The organism is Ornithinimicrobium sp. (assembly GCF_030537745.1).
In the GTDB taxonomy this organism is placed as follows: Bacteria; Actinomycetota; Actinomycetes; order Actinomycetales; family Dermatophilaceae; genus Ornithinicoccus.
Map to the genome: position 1 here is coordinate 1 of NZ_JAUNVI010000041.1, position 19,904 is coordinate 19,904.

Below are 19,904 nucleotides of genomic sequence, written 5' to 3' on the forward strand. Positions count from 1 at the left end.
TGTAGGCCACCATGACCGTGGTGAACAGCTCCAGGAAGTCCTCCACCCACAGGTGCACGACCCAGAAGCGCCAGAACTCCGCGACGGTCAGGGTGGTCTCGGTGCCCGCGAGCAGCCCCACGGCGTAGAACGCTGGGATGGCCAGACCGGCGTAGAAGAACAGCCACGGCATGTTGAACTTGCTCTCCGTGCTCAGCCGGGAGCGCAGGCCCCGGTAGATGATGGCGATCCACAAGAAGAGTCCGATGACGAGCAAGATCTGCCAGAACCGTGGCAGGTCGAGGTATTCCCATTGTTGGTCGAAGAAGATCGACCCCTTGGCCCATTCGACGCCGAAGGTGCTCACTGCGGTTCCGACCATGGTGCCGGCGACCACGATCACGAGCGCCACCAAGAGGGCGATCGCCAACCAATTCTGCCGCTTGGGCTCGCGTCCGGAAATGATGGGCGTCAGGAAGATTCCGGCAGCGAGGAACGACGCGGCCGTCCACAGCAGAGACAGCTGGACGTGCCAGGTCCGTGCCAAGTTGAAGGGCAGGATCCTGGCCAGGTCGAAGCCGAAGAAGCTGGCCATGTCCGCCCGATAGTGCTCGATGGCACCACCGAGAGTGGCCTGGATCAGGAAGAGCACCGCCACGACGAGGAAGAACCACGCGGTCACGCGCTGCGAGGGAGTGATCTTGACCGCACCAGGCTGCAGGAAGGACAAGGACTGGATCTCGGAGCCGTGCCACCCAATCTGCCGACTCCACCGGCCATAGAGCGCGAAGAGGGCGCCGAGTCCGGCGAGCAGGGCCACCAGAGACATCGCCGACCAGACCAGGATGTCCGCGGTCGGATGGTTGTCTACCCGCGTCTCACCGGGCCAGTTGTTGGTATACGAGTAATTGAGGCCAGGACGTTCGGCGGCGGCGGCCCACGCGGTCCATCCAAAGAATGCGGTGATGTCGTGAATTTCTTCGGGGTCGGTGATCATGTTCGGGATGAGCCCGTATTTGGTGGAACTTTCACCGAAGACGTCGGCATAGTGGGCCTTCAACTCATCGAAAGCCTTCACCTGCTCCGGGGTCAGCACCAGGACGCCGGTGGCCTCGTCATAGCGGTTGGTGCGCATCATCTCCACTACGGCGACGGAGGGATCCTGCACACCCTGGTCGGTCAGCTGGGCGAGCACCGACTCGCTCGAGAGCCGAAGATACTCGGCCGTGTAGTCGGGGCCCAGATAACCGCCGTGGCCCATCACCGAACCGTATTGCTGCAGGCCACGGCGAAGGAAGATCGTCTGACCGGAAGTGATGTCCTCGGTGGTGTAAACAGTCTGACCGGTGCTATCAACCACCGTCGTGGGCTGGGGCATGCCGTCGGAGTAGGTGCGGGCGGCGAGGATGCCCATGACGGTGAACCCAAAGATGAAGACCAGGGCTACGCCCTGCACCCACCCTTTGGAGATCGCTAATTCTTTGCGGCTCCCGCTCTGGGCGTCCGTCTGATGAGTCACAGCCACGATCTCTCCCGTTCCATGGTTATGCACACACATTTGCGACGTGCACAAGGTAGCGCGGCATCGGCCTGAATGCTAGAGGTTGGAGAATCTAGGGGTGAGAGATTTCCGAGGCCCGCGGACCCCCTCCGCGTCCGCGGGTGGGTCATGGCTTCCGTCGCGCGGGACCGGCGACCTGCACGCGCAGACAGCGGCCCCTCTCGACCAGAACCCCTCTGCCGGGGATCAGCAGGTCTCCCACCGGAAGGTGCACGCCGAGTAGCTGACCGTGAGAGGGCAGGCGCGGCTGCAGGACCAGGCCGGAGCGGAGCCGCGCGACCATCGGCACGAGTCCCCGGAACTGAGCCGAACAGGCGTCGAGTTCGCCGCCGACGAGGAGGCGTCCGCCGGTGCGCTGCCCCCATGCCAGGACGAGGTCTTCGGTGACGGTACCTGCGAGCAGGTGCACGTCGTCGACGATGACCGTAGAGACGTCACTGGTCAGAGCCAGACCGAGTGCCTCTTCGGTCCAGGAGCCCGCGCCGCCCACCACCAGTGGAGCGGGCCCCGAAGTTGCCATCGTGGACGCGAGCATCTGTAAGGCGGTCGTGACACCGGCGCCCGGCGGACCGACCACGAGGAACGAGCCTTCCGGGGCGGGCTGCGACAGGGCCGCGTCTCCGCCCACCGCCCAGCCGGCCGACGGGTCAAGAGTTCGAGGGAGAGCGACGACGCGCGTCGGCTCGGGACCCGCGGGGGCCGCCAGGTCGGCCACCGCTGACAGCTGGGTGAGGACGACCTGTGCCACGCGCCCGTCCGAGGTGCGCACCACCCGGCCCGGCGGCGGGTCGACGGGCAACTGGGCCCGCCTCAGACCCGTCAGGAGCAGGTCGTTGGGGTCGTGCAGACGCAGCGCCCACGTCTGCGGCAGCTGGGTGGCCACCTTGCCCAGCAGCAACCCACGGTCACCGCTGAGAACGGCGAAGACCGCAGCGCCGGGGCCTTCGCGGATCAAGCGGAGCGTCCGCTCGAGCCCCATGCCCCGGTCCAGATTCTCGCAAGCTTCCACCCAGCGGTCCCAGCCATCCAGAAGCACGACGACGGGTGCATGGTCGACGGCAGGACGGGCCAGGCGGTCGTCGATCAGGTCATTGAGCGTCTCCACGATCCGCAGGCCGGTGGCTACGTCGTCGGCGTCCATCCAGGCGCGCAGCCCAGGGTGCTTCTTCAACCCGAGCGGCTCTAGGCCTCGACCGAGGTCCAGCACATAGAGCCAGACGGGGCCTGCCGAGCAGGCGATGGAGGCCAGAGCCTGGCTGCGCCCCGTGCGCGCTGCCCCGACAATCGCCAGGTGGCTGTCCACTCCCCATACGAGCGGCTCGTGATCCTGCTCCTGGGGGCGGTCCGACAAAGCCCAGGCCCTCGAGGTCTCCTGCTGTGGTCCCGTCCGCACGGACTCAGCCAGGACGACCTCCGGAAGCGGCGGTGTCCACACCGGGCGTGCGCGGTCACCGGCCGCGGAAGCGGCGGCGGCGAGCCGGGTGCCGAGTGCGCCCAGGTCGCTGTCCATCTCCGTGCTCGGAGGGCGGTGGAGCGCGCGCCAGCCGTCCCAGACGTCGCGCACTTCCTGGATCGACCAGTCCTGTGCGTGGCGCGCCGTGGGCGCGGGTGCAGCCGGAGCGACCAGGACCCTGCGTGGGGGATCAGTGCCGGTGCGCAGCAACGCGTGTCCGGGCGCGCCCTCGGGGAGGTGCGCTGCGTCGTCCGTGTCGATCACGTCCCGGCTGTCGCTGACGTCCCGAAGCCGCAGGGCGATCCGCAAGTTCACGTTGGCGCGCAGGTCAGCGGTAATGACTCCGGCCGGCCGCTGGGTAGCCAGGATCAGATGGATCCCCAGGCTGCGCCCGACGGCCGCCACTCGCACCAGCCCGTCGAGGAAGGCGGGCAGCTCATCGCGCAGCACCCGGAACTCGTCGATGACGATCACCAGCCTGGGGAGCTCGGCTCCGTGGTAGTCGCGCACATCCCGGGCTCCGTCGTCGGCCAGAACCGCCTCTCGCCGTCTGAGTTCTGCTTGGAGCGAGATCAGGACGCGTTGGGCAAGGTGGGGGTCGAGGTCGGTGATCAGCCCGGTGGCTTGAGGAAAGGTGGCGCACTCGCCAAGGGAAGATCCGCCCTTGTAGTCGATGAGGAGGAAGCTCAGTCGCGACGGCGGGTTGCGCAGCGCCAGGCCGGTGATGAGCGTGCGGAGCAGCTCCGACTTGCCCGAGCCGGTCGTCCCCGCGATGAGTGCGTGTGGGCCATCACGCGCGAGGTCGATCTCGACGCTGGATCCCGCGTGGTCGGTGCCGAGCGGGGCGCGGAGGGTCACGCCCGGGTCCTGGTGCCAGAGTCTGCGGACACCGGCTTCATCGGTTGGCCATGGGGTCAGGCTGCCCAAGGTGACCGAACCGCTGGGCCCCGTCGAGCATCGTTGCGTCAGCGGAGCCAGCGCGCGGACCAGCGCCCGGGCACGAGGCAGAGAAAGGAGCGTCGGCACGAAAGATCGGGCCGGCTCTCCAGGACGTTGGACCGTCCCGACGCCCTCACCCACCACGACTCGCGTCATACCCAGTGGAGCATCGGCGAGATCGTCGACCAGCACCAAGTCCCTGGCCCAGACCAAGACGTGATCTGCGCCTGGCTCGGGTCGGGGACGGGTATGGGGCAGCCATGCCAGCAGGTCCCATTCCTTCGGAGTGTCGATGGGGTCGATGACGATGCACAGAGCTCGTGGTGGATGGCTGGTGGCGAGTTGCACGAGCCAGGAGCGGACCAGCGCATCCCGCAACGAGGGGTGTCCCACGACGACGACCGGCTCGTCCAGGTGCAGGACGACCGGAGCACGGTTGAGAAGTTGCCGTTCTTCGCCCACGGTCACCCATGACTCGACAGGTCCTTCCCCCACGACGACGGCTGGCTCCTCGCGGGCTCGGGACCACAAGTTGACGGATGGGGCCGGAAAGAGCGCCGTGCGCGCACCCAGGACGCCGGGATCGCGGGATCTGCGCAGTCGCAGCTCACCGGCCAGGGCCTGCGCCGTGAGGGCGTCCACCTGGCTGATCGCCCGTTGATGTGCGATGGCGCCTTGGTCGTACTCGCGTCGCGCGGTGCGCCGGTCGCCGAGGTACTGACCGATGACCATGGCTGGACCGAGCAGGCCGAACATCACCATCCACGGCATTCTTAGCGCAAGGGCGACCGCGCCGGCGACGACCAGCGGCAGCGCCCAGGTCCAAGTGCTCGGCGCGGGGACCGCCCGCCGTTGCGGCTCCGCCGACAGCGGGATCGAGATCTGCGTCGGTGCGCAGACGTGGCGGGGCCACGGCGTGAGGGTGAGCCTGCCCGCGAGTGGGGTGGTTCCCAGCGGTGCTAACGGGTCGAGGAGCAGCGCGAGCCGGGAGCCGCCGACCTCGAGGGTGAGGCCTGGAGGCCATCGCGGTCCGCAGGACCCGTCCTCGAAACGCACACCGTTGGTCGAGCCGAGGTCCTCCACGATGAAGCCATCGCGGCCTTGCCGGATGCGGGCGTGCCGCCGGGACATGCGGGGGTCCTCGACCCTCAGATCGCACCCACGGTCGCGGCCGACCGTGAGCCATTGCCCTGGGCCTAAGGAGTGGGCCGCCCCGGCGTCCGGGCCGGCGATCACCACGACCTGCGCGAGACCGATGACGGGTTGACGTGGTCTTGGCCCATCGAGGAGGAGCGAGCTGCCGTGCAGGAGGGGATCCGACGCGCCCGTGCTCCCCCCGTGCGGGCCGCCATCGTCGAGGCTGCCGTGCCGATCGTGATGGAGCCGACGGACGAGTTCGTGGGAGGACGCTCCGTCCGGCGCATCGATCACGAGGCAGCGAGAGCGGTGAGCTGAAGTTGTGGTGACCAGGATGCGCACCTCTTCAGGGTGGACGAGGGCTCCGCCCCGAGCGGAAGTTATCCACAGTCGCGGTGCCTGCGCGTCTGCCGGGATGGTTGTCCACAGGATTGGTCATCTTTTGGTCAGGGTTGCGCAAAGTCTCTTTACAGTCGTCGTGACGGTTGATCTGATGGCAACGGCTTGGGTGCCGCTCCTGAGGATGGGCAACGTAAGGGGAAAGGATTCTTGATGCAGTCGACGGCGATGGTGCTGCTCGAGGAGGACGTGCGAGAGCTCATCCGACAACGTCGGCTGGACCCTGCCCGTGACGACCTGGAGGTCCGGGCTCTCATCGGTGAGGTGCTGGACGACTACGAGGAACGGGCGCTGGTGACCGGGCTGGGCCAGGTCGATGACCGGCGTGAGGCACAGCGTTCGTTGATGGAGGCGGTCGCCGGCTTCGGGCCGCTCCAAGGCTATTTTGACGACGACAGCATCGAGGAGATCTGGATAAATGAGCCCAGCAAGGTCTTCGTGGCCAGACACGGCAGATCCGAGCTCACCACGACCTTCCTGACCGAGCAGCAGGTGCAGGACCTGGTCGAGCGGATGCTCCGGAGCTCTGGCCGAAGGATCGACCTGAGCAGCCCGTTCGTCGATGCCTCCCTCCCGGACGGCAGCCGCCTGCACGTCGCCATCCCCGATATCACCAGGCGTCACTGGGCGGTCAACATCCGCAAGTTCGTCGTGGCCGCCGATGACCTGTCTGACCTCGTCCGCCTCGGCTCCCTGACCTCGGAGGCCGCCGCCTTCCTCGATGCCGCCGTCGCCGCCGGCCTCAACATCCTCGTCGCCGGGGGCACCCAGGCGGGTAAGACGACGATGCTCAACGCTCTGGCCGCCTCTATCCCCGCTGCCGAACGGGTCGTGACCTGCGAGGAAGTTTTCGAGTTAAAAATCAATCTGCGGGATGTCGCCGCGATGCAATGCCGTCAACCGAGCCTGGAGGGCACGGGGGAGATCCCGCTCCGTCGCCTGGTCAAGGAGGCCCTCAGGATGCGTCCTGGCCGGATCATCGTGGGCGAGGTCCGTCAGGAGGAAAGCCTTGACCTCCTGATCGCGCTCAACAGCGGGCTTCCTGGGATGTGCACCCTGCACGCCAACAGCGCGCGCGAGGCGATCACCAAGATGTGCACCCTCCCTCTCCTGGCGGGCACCAATGTGTCCGCCAGCTTCGTGGTGCCGACCGTGGCCGCGTCCATCGACCTCGTCGTCCATCTCGGCCTGGAGGCCGACGGGCACCGCCGGGTCCGGGAGATCGTGGGCGTCCCGGGCAGGGTAGAGGGCGAGATTGTCGAGATCGCCGATATCTTCGTCCGCCGTGATGACGAGCTCCTCCGGGCAGACGGTTTCCCGCCGCATCCGGACCGGTTCGAGCGCGCTGGCTTCGACCTGCGGCAGCTCCTGGGCAAGGCCGCCTGATGCAGGGTGCCCTTCTCGGTCTTGCCTTCGGGCTCGGCGTCGCAAGCATCTGGTGGTCTTTCTGGCCTCGGGAGGCCGCGCCGACTCCTCGGGACCGCCACCGAAGGTTGGAGCGGCTCGGTGATGAGATCGTGCTGGCCGGAGTCCGCGGGTTGGGGCCGCGGGCCCTGATCGCCTTCTCGATCCTGCTTGCCGGCCTCGTCTTCGTGCTCGGCTACGCCCTTTCCGGCGTCGCCACTATCAGCTTCTGCTTCGCGGTGATCGCGGGCTGGGCGCCGTTCGCGGTCGTCAAGTCCCGCGCCCGAGCGCGCCGCTCTCGCTTGCGGGATGTGTGGCCGGACGTCATTGATCACGTGCATTCAGCGGTGCGGGCAGGTCTGGCGCTGCCGGAGGCTCTGGTCCAGCTGGGGGAGAGGGGTCCGGAGGAGCTGCGCCCGCATTTTATTGAGTTCGCCCACGACTACCGCGCCTCGGGTCGCTTTACGGACGCCCTCGACCGGCTCAAGGAGCGCCTGGCCGATCCCGTGGCGGATCGCCTCGTCGAGGCCCTTCGGATCGCCCGTGACGTAGGTGGCAACGACTTGGGGCGGGTGCTGCATACGCTGTCCGTTTTCCTCCGGGAGGACGCCCACGCCCGGGCTGAGCTGGAAGCCCGGCAGAGCTGGACCGTCAACTCGGCCAGGTTGGCCATGGCTGCGCCCTGGGCTGTGCTCCTGCTGCTCGCGACCCGTGGGAGCACGTTGGAGGCCTATGGCACGCCGACGGGGGCGTTCGTGCTCGCGGTTGGTGCTGCGCTCTCGGTCGTCGCCTACCGCTTGATGATCACGATCGGACGGCTCCCCGAAGAACAGCGAGTGCTGCGATGACTCCTGGCCAGTGGTGGGGGGCGTTTCTGGGCCTGGTGTTTGCCACCGGGGTGATTATCGTGGTCGCCAGACTCCCGCTCGCACGCCCGGTGGGCCTGGTGTCCCGGATCGAGCCCTACCTTGACCGTGCCCCGCAACGGTCCAGGCTGCTCCGCCTCGACGACCCCCGTCCATGGCGGCTCTCGGACCTGGCGCTCCCGCTCATGCGAAGGGGTGGGGCGCTGCTGGATCGTGCGCTCGGGGGCACCGACTCTGTGCGCAGTCGGCTCCTCCGGGCTGGCCTGCCGACAGACGTCGAGAGCTTCCGGATCCAGCAGCTTCTGTGGGGTGTCGCGGCGGCCGTCCTCAGCGCCAGCCTCGGGTCCATGCTCTGGTGGACCCGCGGTGCCAGCGTCGCTGCGATCGCCGTGCTCGTGGGGGTCTTCTTCCTGGCGGGAGTGCTCGTCAAGGACACCTTGCTCAGCCAGGCGGCCAAGCGCCGGGAGCAGCAAATCATGGCGGAGTTTCCTGCCGTCGCCGAGCTGCTGGCGCTGTCCGTGACGGCGGGCGAGGGGACGGTCCAGGCGCTCGACCGGGTCACGCGCCTGTCCAAGGGAGAGTTGGCCGGCGAGCTGGGCCTGTGCCTCGCGCAGGCGCGGACCGGAGCCAGCCTGCCGGAGGCATTGTTGGCGCTCAGCCAGCGGACGGGCCTCAGCCCCATCGTGCGCTTCGTCGATGGCCTTGTCATCGCGATCCAGCGGGGGACACCCCTGGGCGAGGTTCTGCGAGCCCAGGCCGCCGACGCACGTGAAGCGGCCCGTCAGAACCTCATCGAGCAGGGCGGGAAGCGCGAAATTTCCATGATGGTCCCAGTCGTCTTCCTCGTCCTGCCGGTCACCGTCCTGTTCGCGGTCTTCCCCGGCGCCAGCCTGCTCCGCATCTCCATCTAGAACCCAACCCCTCACCAAAGGAAGCACCATGAACCGCACATTCGTCACCTCCCGAACCACCCACCTGCCACACCGACTGAAGCAGTGGATCGAGGAGCCTGACCGGGGAGACGTGCCCGGCTGGGTGCTCATCACGATCATGACCGCCGGACTGGTCGCGGCGCTCTGGCTCGTGGCAGAGCCGCTGCTGACCAACCTCTTCACCCAGGCAGTCAGCACCGTCGGCGGGCCGTGAACGCGGCGCTGACCCGACGTGGCCGTGATTGCGGTGCAGCCGCCCCGGAGTTTGCCATGCTCGCTGGATTCGTCAGCGTCATCGTCCTGGCCGCCATCCAGCTGGCCTTCGCCCTGCACCTGCACAACACCGCGACCGCACACGTCATCGAGGGTGCACGGCATGGGGCCAGGGCTGACCTCACCCCCGCTGACGGGGCGGCCCGAGCCAGTGACCTGCTCGTCAGCAGCTTGCCCGGGACCGGCGGCATCTCGGTCTCTGCGACCCGCACCTCGGTGGCAGGAATGGCAGTGGTGGAGGTCACGGCCTCTCTCTCACTGCCGGTCTTCGGCCCGTTCGGTCCTGCGGACGGGATGAAGGTCAGCGGGCAGGCCTACTCGGAGGATCAATGAACGGTGCCACTGCTCCGGTCCCCACCGCGAGGGAGGCGTCGTGGCTGCGACAGGCGGAGCGCGGTTCGATGACCGTTGAAGTCGCCTTCTTGCTCGTGCTTCTCGTCGTTCCGCTTTTCTACCTGATCGGCACGGTCGGGCGAGTGCAGGCTGGCGCCTATGCCGTGTCAGCGGCCGCACGGGAGGCGGGACGCGGTTTCGTGACGGCCGAGGATGTCGGTGCCGCGGCGGGGCGAGCTCAGGCGGCTGCGGGGCTGGTCTTCGCTTCCCACGGATTCATCGCCGGCGAGGGCACCGTCGAACTCGGGTGTGAGGGCGGGGATTCTTGCTTGACACCGGGGAGCCACGTCGTGGCGGAGGCGACGATCACGGTCCCGCTGCCGCTGGTGCCCGACTTTATGGCGCGCTCTCTGCCCACCGCTATCACGCTGACCGCTCAACACGTCGAGACTGTCGATGAGTTTCGAGAGTCGCCATGAGGATGCTCGCAGACCGGATCGGAGCGACGTGGGCGCGCTCGGAGGACGGTCTGATCAGCATCTTGATGATCGGACTGACGGCGATCGCCCTCACGGTGATCATGGCGATCGTGGGGGTCACCTCGGTCCAGCTCAGCCGGATCCATCTGCTGGATGCCGCCGATGCCGCGGCCCTGGATGCGAGCGATGCGCTCTCCATGGAGGTCGTGTATGGCGACGGGCTGGGGGCCGGGGTGCCGCTCACCGACGAGACCGTGATCGGTGCTGCCTCCCAGCACCTGGCCACGCGGACGATGCCGACACGCATCGAGGGATGGGCTCTAGGACCCGGCACCGGGACACCGGACGGTCGCACGGCCGTGGTTGTGCTCACGGGGACGGCGAGGATTCCGGTCGTGAGCCCGGTGCTGGATACCTTCGGGGGAGGGGTCAGGATCACCGCCACGTCCACCGCTCGCAGCGACCTGATGCCGTGATTGCGCCGTGTGTGATGCGGCCGATGTGCGTTCCAGGGCCACCTGGGACGATGTCGGGATGCGAGACATCCTGACGCAGACCTTCGACGCCGTGCTGTTCGACAACGACGGCACCCTTATCGACTCCCACGCCGCCGTCGAGCGGAGTTGGGCGGCGTGGGCCCTCGATCACGGCATACCGGCGCAACGATTCGTCGGCTTTCACGGCATGCCGAGCCGGGGCATCGTCGCGAGGGTCGCACCCGAGCTCGACGACCTCGAGGCGGCGGTCTCCGACATCGACCGCCGCGAGCTTGAGGACACCGAGGGGGTGGTCGCCCTGCCAGGCGCCGCGGCGGCGTTGTCCGCCCTCGGCGCACGGGCAGCGATCGTGACCTCGGCCGGCAGGGACCTGGCGCGGCGACGGATCGGGGCCGCCGGACTCACCCCACCCGTGGTGATGGTGACCGCCGACGACATCCCGGCCGGCAAGGGCAAACCCGACCCGCTTCCCTATCTCACGGGCGCCGCCAGGCTCGGAGTGGACCCTGCCCGGTGCCTCGTGGTCGAGGACGCACCCGCGGGCCTGCGTGCTGGTCGCGCCGCTGGCGCCGCGGTGGTGGGGATTACTTCGACCAGCAACGCCGAGGAGCTCGAGCCGCTAGCAGACCTCGTCGTGTCTGACCTCTCGCAGCTGACATTTACGGTGACCGGCGAGGGAGTGCGCATCGCGCTTCGCTAAACCTGGCTCGTGCAGGTGGCGGTTGCTGTAACCGGACGGGAGGCGCTCCGCGGACCACCGCTGAGCAGGAAAAAGAGACAGCGGGAGGCAAGTTACGCTACCGTAACCTACGCCACCGAAACCTACGAGAGCGTAGGTTGCCCCGACATCGAAGGTGAAACCTCCGCATGGCCGCTGTGCACACAGAGTATGACCCGCCAACCTATCCAGACCTCACGACCGTGCCCAAGCAACCGGGTCGGCGCCGTCCTGTCGTCATCCAGGGTGGCATGGGAGTCGCGGTGTCCGGTTGGCGCCTGGCGCGAGACGTTTCTGCGGCCGGTCATCTGGGCGTGGTGTCCGGCACTGCGATGGACGCAGTGATCTCGCGCGTCCTTCAGGACGGTGATGAGGGCGGGCACTACCGACGTGCGCTCGCGCACTTCCCAAGCCCGGACATGGCCCAGCGGGTGCTGGACAAGTACTTCATCGAGGGTGGCCGAGCCGCAGACGAACCCTACCGGCCGATCCCCAAGCTCACGCTCGACACCGCTCGCGCCGGTCAGGAACTGGCCGTGGTGGGCAACTTCGCGGAGGTCTGGCTCGCGAAGGAGGGCCATGAGGGCGTCGTTGGCATCAACTGCCTGGAGAAGGTCCAGATGGCCACGCCGACCGCGCTCCTGGGCGCCATGTTGGCCGATGTGGACTATGTGCTCATGGGCGCCGGGATCCCGCGCGAGATCCCCGCTCTGCTGCGGGCTTTCGCAGCGGGACAGGTCGGGCGGATCAGCGCCGACGTGGCCGGAGGGTCCTCTCGCCGCTACATCTGCGCCGACCCGGTCGACCTGCTGGGCGATGACCTGCCGACCCTGAACCGCCCCGACTTCCTGGCGATCATCTCCGTCGACCAGCTCGCCGCCTACCTGCACCGCGACCCGGAGATCCGCCCGGATGGCTTCGTGGTCGAGCGGCCACCGGCCGGGGGGCACTCCGCCCCGCCCCGCGGCAAGATGCAGCTCGATGAGGCTGGGGATCCGATCTACAGTGCGCGCGACGAAGCCGACCTCGCCAAGATGGCCGCGATCGGCCTGCCGTTCTGGATGGCCGGCGCCTTTGGCACGCCTGACCAGGTGCAGGAAGCCCTCGAGGCTGGCGCGGTCGGCGTCCAGGTAGGCACGCTGTTTGCCCTCTCGCTGGAGTCGGGACTGACCGACAAGGCGCGCAACCAGCTCATCAACCAGCTCCGCGCTCAGGACCTGGAGATCCGCAACGACCCGCGCGCCAGCCCTACCGGTTTCCCGTTCAAGGTCGCCACACTGTCCGGCACCGCTAGCCAGACCGAGGTGTATGAGGCGCGACCGCGGCTGTGTGACCTCTCCTACCTGCGACAGGCCTACGAGCGTGAGGACGGCGCCGTGGGCTATCGCTGCGCCTCCGAGCCGGTGCATATGTACCTCAAGAAGGGTGGCACCGAGGAGGAGACGGTCGGGCGGAAGTGCTTGTGCAACGGGCTGATGGCCAACATCGGGCTCGGGCAGCACCGCAAAGACGGCTATGACGAGGTCACCCTCGTCACGCTCGGCCAGGACCTGCGGGGTGCCGAGGAGCTGATCCTGCGCCATCCGAAGGGGTGGTCGGCGATCGAGGCCCTGGCCTACCTCCAGGAGGCGCTCCCGGCAGTGCGCCTGTCCCTGGCCTGAGGAAGAGGGACCCCCACACCGAGTTCTCTGGCACAGACGCCCGTCCGGACTGGCAGGGGCACCCGTCCGGACTGCGGGGGAGGGGGCGTCGTGCGGTCGCGTACGCTTGATCATCGTGGCTGTGGATTTCGAGAACGACATCAAGCATCTCCGATCGACGATGGACTCTGTCCGCGAGGTGACCGATCTGTCGCGCCTGGAGGCGGAGATCACCGACCTCGAGGCGCAGGCCTCCGTGCCCCACCTCTGGGATGACCCGGAGAAGGCTCAGCACGTCACTTCCGCCCTGTCGCGGGCTAAGTCCGAGCACGACCGGGTCACCAACATGGACGCGCGCGTCGAAGACCTCGAGGCTCTCGTGGAGCTGGGGACCGAGGTCGGGGGACCCGAAGGCGCGGGCGCGTTGCAGGAGGCCGAGCGTGACCTGGCCAAGCTCAAACGCGACATCGACCTGCTGGAGGTGCGCACCCTGCTCTCTGGTGAGTACGACGAGCGGGAGGCCGTCGTCACGATCCGTGCCGGAGCCGGCGGCGTGGACGCGGCCGACTTCGCCGAGATGTTGATGCGCATGTATCTGCGCTGGGCGGAGCGCAACCACTATCCGACCTCGGTGCTGGACACCTCATACGCGGAAGAGGCGGGGCTGAAGTCGGCGACCTTCGAGGTGAAGGTGCCTTATGCCTACGGCACCCTCGCCGTCGAGGCCGGCACGCACCGGTTGGTCCGGATCAGCCCGTTCGACAACCAGGGCCGCCGGCAGACCAGCTTTGCCGCGGTCGAGGTGATCCCGTTGATCGAGACGACGGACACCATCGACATCCCCGATGCCGACATCAAGGTCGACGTCTTCCGGTCATCCGGACCCGGCGGGCAGTCGGTCAACACCACCGACTCCGCGGTCCGGATGACGCACCTGCCGACCGGCACCGTCGTCTCCATGCAGAACGAGAAGTCGCAGATCCAAAACCGCGCCGCGGCACTGCGGGTCCTCCAGTCGCGCCTGCTGCTGCTGAAGAAGCAGGAGGAGAACGCCACGCGCAAGGAGATGGCTGGTGACGTCAAGGCCAGCTGGGGAGAGCAGATGCGGTCCTACGTCCTGCACCCCTATCAGATGGTCAAGGACTTGCGTACTGGGCACGAGGTCGGCTCGACGTCGGCGGTGCTGGACGGAGAGATCGATGACTTCATCGCGGCAGGCATCCGCTGGAAGCGTTCCCACGACCGCGACGAGGACTGACCACTCCTAGGCTGGGGGGTATGACGTCCCTTGGCCTCCAACCCAGTCTCACCCCGCCGACGCTCGACCTGGATGCGCTCCGGCGGACCGTCAGCTCCGGCGCGACCCGGGACCTGGACTCGCGACGAGGACACCTGTTGGCGCTGCGTGACCTGGTGACCCAGCACGAGGCCGAGCTGACCGAGGCCGTCCACGCCGATGTCGGCAAACCAGCGCTGGAGGTGCGTCTCACCGAGCTCTCCCCGGTCCTGCGAGAGATCGACGACCTGCTCCGCAACCTCGAGACGTGGACCGCGCCGCGTCCGGTGGCCCTTCCGGCCACGCACGTGCCCGGTTCCGCGCATGTCCAACTCCAGCCCAAGGGCGTGGTGCTGGTGATCGGGCCGTGGAACTATCCGGTGCAGCTCGTCCTCTCGCCGCTGGCGGGAGCGCTGGCCGCTGGCAACACGGCCGTGGTCAAACCGAGTGAACAGACCCCGACCGTGGCGGCCTTGCTGGCGCGGCTGATGGCGCAGCACCTGCCCGCCGATGTGGTGGCGGTGGTGACCGGGGGAGTCACGAGGACCACTGAGTTGTTGGAAGAACGCTTCGACCACATCTTCTTCACCGGCTCTACCCGGGTGGGTCGGATCGTGATGAAGGCGGCCGCCGAGCACCTCACGCCCGTCACGTTGGAGCTTGGCGGCAAGTCGCCGACGTTCGTCGACGCCACGGTCGACCTCGACATCGCTGCGCGCCGGATCGCCTGGGGCAAGTTCACCAACGCCGGTCAGACCTGCATCGCGCCCGACTACGTCCTGGTGACAAAGGAGGCCAAGGAGGGGCTGCTGGCGTCGCTGAAGGAAGCCGTCATCGAGTTCTTCGGCGCCTATCCACAGCACAGCGCCGACCTCGGCCGCATCATCAACGCCGCTCAGCACGAGCGTCTGGTCGCCCTGCTGGAATCCTCGGGGGGCGAGGTGGTCGTCGGCGGTGGTCACGACGCCGCGGACCGCAACTTCCTGGCGCCCACTGTGATAGCGGACGTGCCGCTGGATGCGGGACTCATGCAGGAGGAGATCTTTGGCCCCATCCTGCCGGTGCTGACAGTGGCCGACGCCGCCGAGGCGATTGCGATCATCGGCTCCCGAGAGCGCCCGCTGGCCCTCTATGTCTTCTCCGAGGACGACGTCACCCGGGAGGCGTTCGAGTCGCAGACCGTCTCTGGCGGCCTGGCCTATGGTGCCGCGCTGATCCACCTGACGGTCCCGAGCCTGCCCTTCGGTGGTGTCGGGGGCTCCGGGATGGGCAGCTATCTGGGACGAGCCTCGATCGAGGAGCTTTCCCACCACCGGTCGGTGTTGTCCAAACCGTTGCGTCCCGACACGCTCGCGGTGATCTATCCGCCCTATCCGGCCTGGAAACGCTCAGCCGTGCGTGCCCTGATGGCCCCGATGCGCCGGAGTCTGGTCAACGCGCAGGTGCCAGCCACGCTGATCAAGGGCGTCAAGGGCGCAGCACAAAAGCTGCCGAGGGCGATGCACCGCTCCCGCTGAGGGGTGGCCCTTCCCAACGCTCCGCCGCCGCGCACTCCGCAAGGCGACAATGCGGGCGGATCCGGAGGGACCCGCCCGCATTGCTGTCGTGCTGGTGCTGCTTGGCGCTCAGCTGATCAGGCGGCCGCCTCCTCGCTGCGCACGATCGGTCCCTTCGGGTGCGGCTGGCCGGACTTTCCGGCGCTGCGCTCGCCGTTGATCGTGGAGGTGTCCTGGGCCAGGGAGAGAGTCGCCACCGCGATGGCGTCGCTCATGATGTCCAGGGCTTCCGCGTTGACGTTGGACAGGTCGTCGCCGGGGCTGTGGTAGTTCGGGTCGTGCGTGATGCCCGCGATCCCGCCGAACAGCGCTACTTCCTCCGCAGTCTTCGTGTCGTCGGCGCCGGTGAACAGGCCAGAGGCCGGGATTCCGTTGGTGATGAAGGCCTGGTAGTCCGAGCGACCTGAGAAGGCAGTGTCCACCCACGGCTGACCGATGGAGTCGAACCAGTCGGTGAAGACCTGCTCCGTCTCGATCGAACCGTCCGGCACCGCGACCGGAGCCGGGTAGGTCGACTCGTCGGCGTCGTAGACACCGATGATGTAGTTGGGCGAGGCGACCATGTCAAAGTTCAGGTAGGTCGCGATGTCGTCAAGCTCGGCCGCGTCGTTGGCCACGAGGTCGTCTACGTAGTGGGTCGACCCGAGCAGGCCGTGCTCCTCGGCCGCCCACCACGCGAACCGGACCTGGTTGTTGAGCTTGTTGACCTTGGCCAACTGCACCGCCGTCTCCAGGATCGCCGCTGTGCCGGAGCCGTTGTCGTTGATGCCCGGTCCGTCCTCCACGCTGTCGAGGTGGGCGCCGACCATGACCACGTTGTCGGTGCGGCCCTTGGCGGTCTCGGCCAGGACGTTGAAGGTCTCGACCGCATCTACGCGCACCCGCAGGTCGAGCGTGACGTTGACGGGGCCGTTCGCCATCTCGGTGACAAGGGCCTGCCCGTCGGCCTGGCTGATGCCGGCGGTAGGCGCTTCGCCGGGCGCGCCCAGCGTGCCGTTGAGGGCACCCGCGACGTTGTTGTAGATGATGACGGCCGCGGCGCCCTCCTCCGCAGCGATGGCCGCCTTGCTACCGAAGGAGCATGCTCCGCGACTGATGATGGCGATCTCGCCGGAGAGGTCGACCCCCGTCCAGTCCGCGGCTGCGCAACCGAGGTTGGAGCCGGAAGGCGCAACGAGGTCGCCCGTGACACCTCCCACGGGCGTGTTCGGGCTGTAGGCCATGACGATCGCGTCGATCGAACGCTGGGTGGGGGAGTTCTCCATCAGGGTCTCGGCGACGACGGTCTCCCGCTCGAAGGTGAAGTACTGGCGCTCGGTCTCATAACCGGCTGCCTGCAGCGTGGCCTCGACGTAGTCGCCACTGGCCTCGTAGCCGGAGGTGCCCGCCGCGCGGTTGCCGTCGTTGGCGTCCGCGATGGCCTGGAGAGCCTCCAGGTGGTCCATCACCCCGTCCACCGTGACGGCGGCGGCGATCTTTTTGCTGTTGTTGGGATTGCCGTTGTTGCCCGGCTTGGCCATGGCTGGTGCGGCCATACCGGCCAGGATCATGGCGGTGGCTGCTCCGGCAGCGACAGTGCGTGCGGTCTTCACGTTGGTCGTCTCCTTCGACGGTCGGGTGAATGTCGAAGGTAAGCGACGTCGGGGCAGGCCACGACAGGCTTGACGCTTCTTGGCCAAACCATGACCGGCACCTTGCCAAACTCCCAGGTTGGGAGAGTCAGGCCCCCAGCACCCGGGTGAGGTAATCGTTGCCGAAGAGGCGATCTGGATCGAGTCGATCCCGTAGCTGCAGGAAGTCGTCCATCCTCCGGTAGCGGGCAGCGAGGGACGCGTGGTCGAGGTCGTGCATCTTGCCCCAGTGCGGACGTCCACCGTGCGCGAGCGCGATGTCCCGCACAGCGCGAAAGTACTCCGTCGGGTCCTCGCGTGCGAACCGGTGCGCGGCCACATACCCGGTCGTCCGCTCGTGCGCGGTGGACAACCACAGATCATCGGGTGCGGCCGCACGAAACTCCAGCGGAAAACTGACCCGGAAGTCATGACGGCGGATCATGGCCTCGATCTCGCGCTGCACGGTGGGGACGGCCTCCAGCTCGACCGCCCACTCGGTCTCGTGGAAACGCACCCGACGGGAGGTGGCGAAGACCCGGTCGGACCGATCCGTGAACGACCGGTCCCCGTAGAGGGAAGCGGCGACGCGGTTGAGGGTCGGCACGATGAACGGCAGCTGCGCACCGACCCGGCAGGTCGCCGCATACGCGCCGTTGGCAAGCAGCTCGTCGTCGAGGACCCGCTGCCGGCGCGAGAGCGGCGCCAGCGGGGAGTCTGCGGGCAGCCGGGTGTTGGTTTTGGTGGAGGCTGTGCCGGTGTGCGGAAACCAGTAGAACTCGAGGTGGTCCTCGCTCTGGCACCGCTCCACAAAGGTCTCCAGGACGTGCTCTAGCGGCTCCGGACGCTCGACGGCGTGCAGCGCAAACGCCCCAACGCACTGGAGGGTGACCTCGGTGACGACTCCGAGCGCACCCAGACCGATCACCGCGCCGCGCAGCTCGGGGTCCTCCTGCGTGAAGGTGCGCAACTGACCGGTCCCGTCCACCAGGCTCAGGCCCACCACCTGGGTCGCGAGCCCACCGTGGCCCAGCCCGGTCCCGTGGGTGCCCGTCGAGACGGCACCGGAGATGGTCTGCCGGTCGATGTCTCCCAGGTTGGCCATCGCTAGGCCGTGGGGGGCCAGGAGAGCGGGTATGGCGTGCAGCGGGGTGCCGGCGCGCAGCGTCACCTGGCCCCTCGTCGCGTCGGCGGCGACCAGTCCGGTGAGGCCGGTGAGGTCGACCTGGACGCCCGGCGCGTGGGCGATGGGTGAGAACGAGTGACCGGCGCCGACCGCCTTGACCCGCAGGCCCTGCTCGCGAGCCCGGTGGATCACCGAGACGACCTCGTCCTGGCTCCAGGGTCGGTCGACGCGGACCGGGCGGGCGGTGACCGAGCCCGACCAGTTGTGCCACGCACTCCGGCCTCTGGTCAGCCCCCGGAGGGTGTGCGCGCCCTTCACAGGAAGGCCTTGCCCTCTCCGCGGTAAGTAGGGATGGTGTCCACGACCTCCGCGGTGACGTCTCCTGGGCCGGCTTGGGCGCCGGCCCGACCGGTCGTCCGGACGACGACGAGCTCATCGATGTGCTCGCACAACTCCCCAGCCTTGGCGTGCCGCCACCAGGTGAGATCACCGACCCGCAGGTCACTCGCACCCGGGCCACGGAGCGGGGTCTGCACCTCGCCCGCTCCCTCATTGGCGATCATCCGCATCTGCTGCGGCCATACCGGGCGCGGGACGCGGGAGGGGCCCGGCGGCCCGGACGCGATCCAGCCGCCGCCGAGGACGGTGGCGATCTCCGCGGACGGTCGCCGGACAACCGGCAGGGCGAAGGCCGCCGCTGGCGCGGGGGTGAAGGCGCGGTAGCCGTCGAACAACGTCGGCCCGAACAAGCCGCTGCCTGCCGCCACCTCGGTGACGCTCGGGTCCTGCCGCGTCAGATGGATCGAGCCGGTGCCGCCCCCGTTGACGAACTCCAGCCCGCCGGTGATGTCGCTGATGGCGGCCACCATCGCCGCGCGCCGTGCGAGCACGTCGAACCAGGAGTCCGACTGGAGCCGCCGCAGGATCAGAGTGCGGGCGGAGGTCGCGGTGTTGGCCAGGCGCCCCGGCCAGGACTCTGCGGTCAGGAGCGCGTCGCCGATCCCCGCGAGCTGCGCCTCATAGCCCATCGCTCCGACCAGTGCGAAGCCGGCGCGTCCCACGACTGCCCGGGCCAGGGCACGAGCGGCAGTGACGGTAGAGATTGGTGAGCGATAGACCCCGATGCGTCCGGTGATCCGTCCCGCGCGTGGGGGGTCGTAGGCCAGGTCGAGCTCGATCGCGACCCGCACCTCGGGCCGGACCCCCGGTGCGGCGACGCTGTCGATGAGATCCAGGTGGTCGATCGAGTCGATCATCAAGGTCACGTGTCGACAGGCCCGCTCGTCGGCGAGCAGGTCGGACAGCGCCGCGCGGTCGGCAGTCGGATAGCCGAGCACCACGTCCGCGCACCAGGTGGACGCCCAGACTGCCTCAGCGAGGGTGTAGGCCAGCACGCCGGCAAATCCCGGCAGCTGCAGCACGGCTTGGAGGACCGGTCGGGAGCGCACCGACTTGGTGGCGACGCGGATGGGCAGGCCGGCTGCGCGATGCACCAGGTCGCTCGCGTTGTGCTCGACTGCGGTCGCATCCAGAGTGGCGCACGGGAGCGGACGGCCCGCGATCGCCGAAGTCAGCGCTGGCCAGTAGGAGCTGGGGGCCCGCCAGGGCGTGTCGCCGGTGGGTGCCGAGAGCCTCATGGGGCGAGCGTAGCGAGGGGGGCTAGCGCGGGCGCGGGGAGGGCACGCCCCGATGTCCTTGGTCCCAGGCGTCACATCCGTTAGCGTGA

Annotated in this window: 16 protein-coding genes and 1 pseudogene; 12 read left to right on the forward strand and 5 right to left on the reverse strand. The window is 68.3% G+C overall.

What is annotated here, in order from left to right:
• Positions 1–1,498 (reverse strand): annotated as a pseudogene (locus Q4P07_RS09690) (nitric-oxide reductase large subunit); the annotation flags it as partial.
• Between the two features lie 148 nt (positions 1,499–1,646).
• On the reverse strand, positions 1,647–5,171 hold the full coding sequence (locus Q4P07_RS09695) for an FtsK/SpoIIIE domain-containing protein (RefSeq protein ID WP_368660267.1): 3,525 nt from the start codon (positions 5,169–5,171) through the stop codon (positions 1,647–1,649).
• A 24-nt stretch (positions 5,172–5,195) separates the two neighbouring features.
• Between Q4P07_RS09695 and Q4P07_RS09700 the strand changes: the two genes are divergently transcribed.
• The 12 genes from Q4P07_RS09700 (at position 5,196) to Q4P07_RS09755 (ending at position 15,403) form a co-directional block, all read left to right on the forward strand.
• Complete coding sequence (locus Q4P07_RS09700; protein ID WP_303374711.1) at positions 5,196–5,387, forward strand: hypothetical protein; 192 nt, start codon at positions 5,196–5,198, stop codon at positions 5,385–5,387.
• A 234-nt stretch (positions 5,388–5,621) separates the two neighbouring features.
• Positions 5,622–6,854, forward strand: a complete 1,233-nt coding sequence (locus tag Q4P07_RS09705; protein WP_303374712.1) for a CpaF family protein — start codon at positions 5,622–5,624, stop codon at positions 6,852–6,854.
• Complete coding sequence (locus tag Q4P07_RS09710) at positions 6,854–7,720, forward strand: type II secretion system F family protein (protein ID WP_303374713.1); 867 nt, start codon at positions 6,854–6,856, stop codon at positions 7,718–7,720. The genes Q4P07_RS09705 and Q4P07_RS09710 overlap by 1 nt, the downstream gene beginning before the upstream one ends.
• Positions 7,717–8,649: a type II secretion system F family protein gene (locus tag Q4P07_RS09715; RefSeq protein WP_303374714.1), complete on the forward strand. Its 933-nt coding sequence runs from the start codon at positions 7,717–7,719 to the stop codon at positions 8,647–8,649. Before Q4P07_RS09710 ends, Q4P07_RS09715 begins: the two co-directional genes overlap by 4 nt.
• Positions 8,650–8,677: 28 nt before the next feature.
• Entirely contained in the window at positions 8,678–8,884 is a 207-nt protein-coding gene (locus Q4P07_RS09720; protein ID WP_303374715.1) for a hypothetical protein, read from the forward strand.
• 56 nt (positions 8,885–8,940) lie between these two features.
• Complete coding sequence (locus Q4P07_RS09725; protein WP_303374716.1) at positions 8,941–9,276, forward strand: pilus assembly protein; 336 nt, start codon at positions 8,941–8,943, stop codon at positions 9,274–9,276.
• A gap of 68 nt (positions 9,277–9,344) precedes the next feature.
• Positions 9,345–9,755, forward strand: coding sequence for a pilus assembly protein (locus tag Q4P07_RS09730; RefSeq protein WP_303374717.1), 411 nt, complete (start codon positions 9,345–9,347; stop codon positions 9,753–9,755).
• The gene (locus tag Q4P07_RS09735) at positions 9,752–10,231 is read left to right on the forward strand and encodes a hypothetical protein (protein ID WP_303374718.1); all 480 of its coding nucleotides are present in this window, start codon (positions 9,752–9,754) and stop codon (positions 10,229–10,231) included. Before Q4P07_RS09730 ends, Q4P07_RS09735 begins: the two co-directional genes overlap by 4 nt.
• 58 nt (positions 10,232–10,289) lie before the next feature.
• Positions 10,290–10,952 carry an HAD-IA family hydrolase gene (locus Q4P07_RS09740; RefSeq protein WP_303374719.1) on the forward strand — a complete coding sequence of 221 codons (663 nt, stop codon included), beginning with the start codon at positions 10,290–10,292 and terminating at the stop codon, positions 10,950–10,952.
• Positions 10,953–11,119: 167 nt separating this feature from the next.
• Positions 11,120–12,631, forward strand: a complete 1,512-nt coding sequence (locus tag Q4P07_RS09745; RefSeq protein ID WP_303374720.1) for a nitronate monooxygenase — start codon at positions 11,120–11,122, stop codon at positions 12,629–12,631.
• Positions 12,632–12,746: 115 nt separating this feature from the next.
• Positions 12,747–13,868, forward strand: coding sequence for a peptide chain release factor 2 (gene prfB, locus Q4P07_RS09750; protein ID WP_303374721.1), 1,122 nt, complete (start codon positions 12,747–12,749; stop codon positions 13,866–13,868).
• A 20-nt stretch (positions 13,869–13,888) separates the two neighbouring features.
• Complete coding sequence (locus tag Q4P07_RS09755) at positions 13,889–15,403, forward strand: aldehyde dehydrogenase family protein (RefSeq protein WP_303374722.1); 1,515 nt, start codon at positions 13,889–13,891, stop codon at positions 15,401–15,403.
• A gap of 116 nt (positions 15,404–15,519) precedes the next feature.
• Here Q4P07_RS09755 and Q4P07_RS09760 read toward each other — a convergent pair whose 3' ends face one another.
• The 3 genes from Q4P07_RS09760 to Q4P07_RS09770 form a co-directional block, all read right to left on the reverse strand.
• Positions 15,520–17,034, reverse strand: coding sequence for a M28 family peptidase (locus Q4P07_RS09760; protein WP_368660268.1), 1,515 nt, complete (start codon positions 17,032–17,034; stop codon positions 15,520–15,522).
• Between the two features lie 127 nt (positions 17,035–17,161).
• Positions 17,162–18,496 (reverse strand): D-arabinono-1,4-lactone oxidase, encoded by a 1,335-nt coding sequence (locus Q4P07_RS09765; protein WP_303374723.1) that lies wholly within the window; start codon positions 18,494–18,496, stop codon positions 17,162–17,164.
• On the reverse strand, positions 18,493–19,815 hold the full coding sequence (locus Q4P07_RS09770; RefSeq protein WP_303374724.1) for an amino acid deaminase/aldolase: 1,323 nt from the start codon (positions 19,813–19,815) through the stop codon (positions 18,493–18,495). The genes Q4P07_RS09765 and Q4P07_RS09770 overlap by 4 nt, the downstream gene beginning before the upstream one ends.
• Positions 19,816–19,904 lie beyond the last annotated feature (89 nt).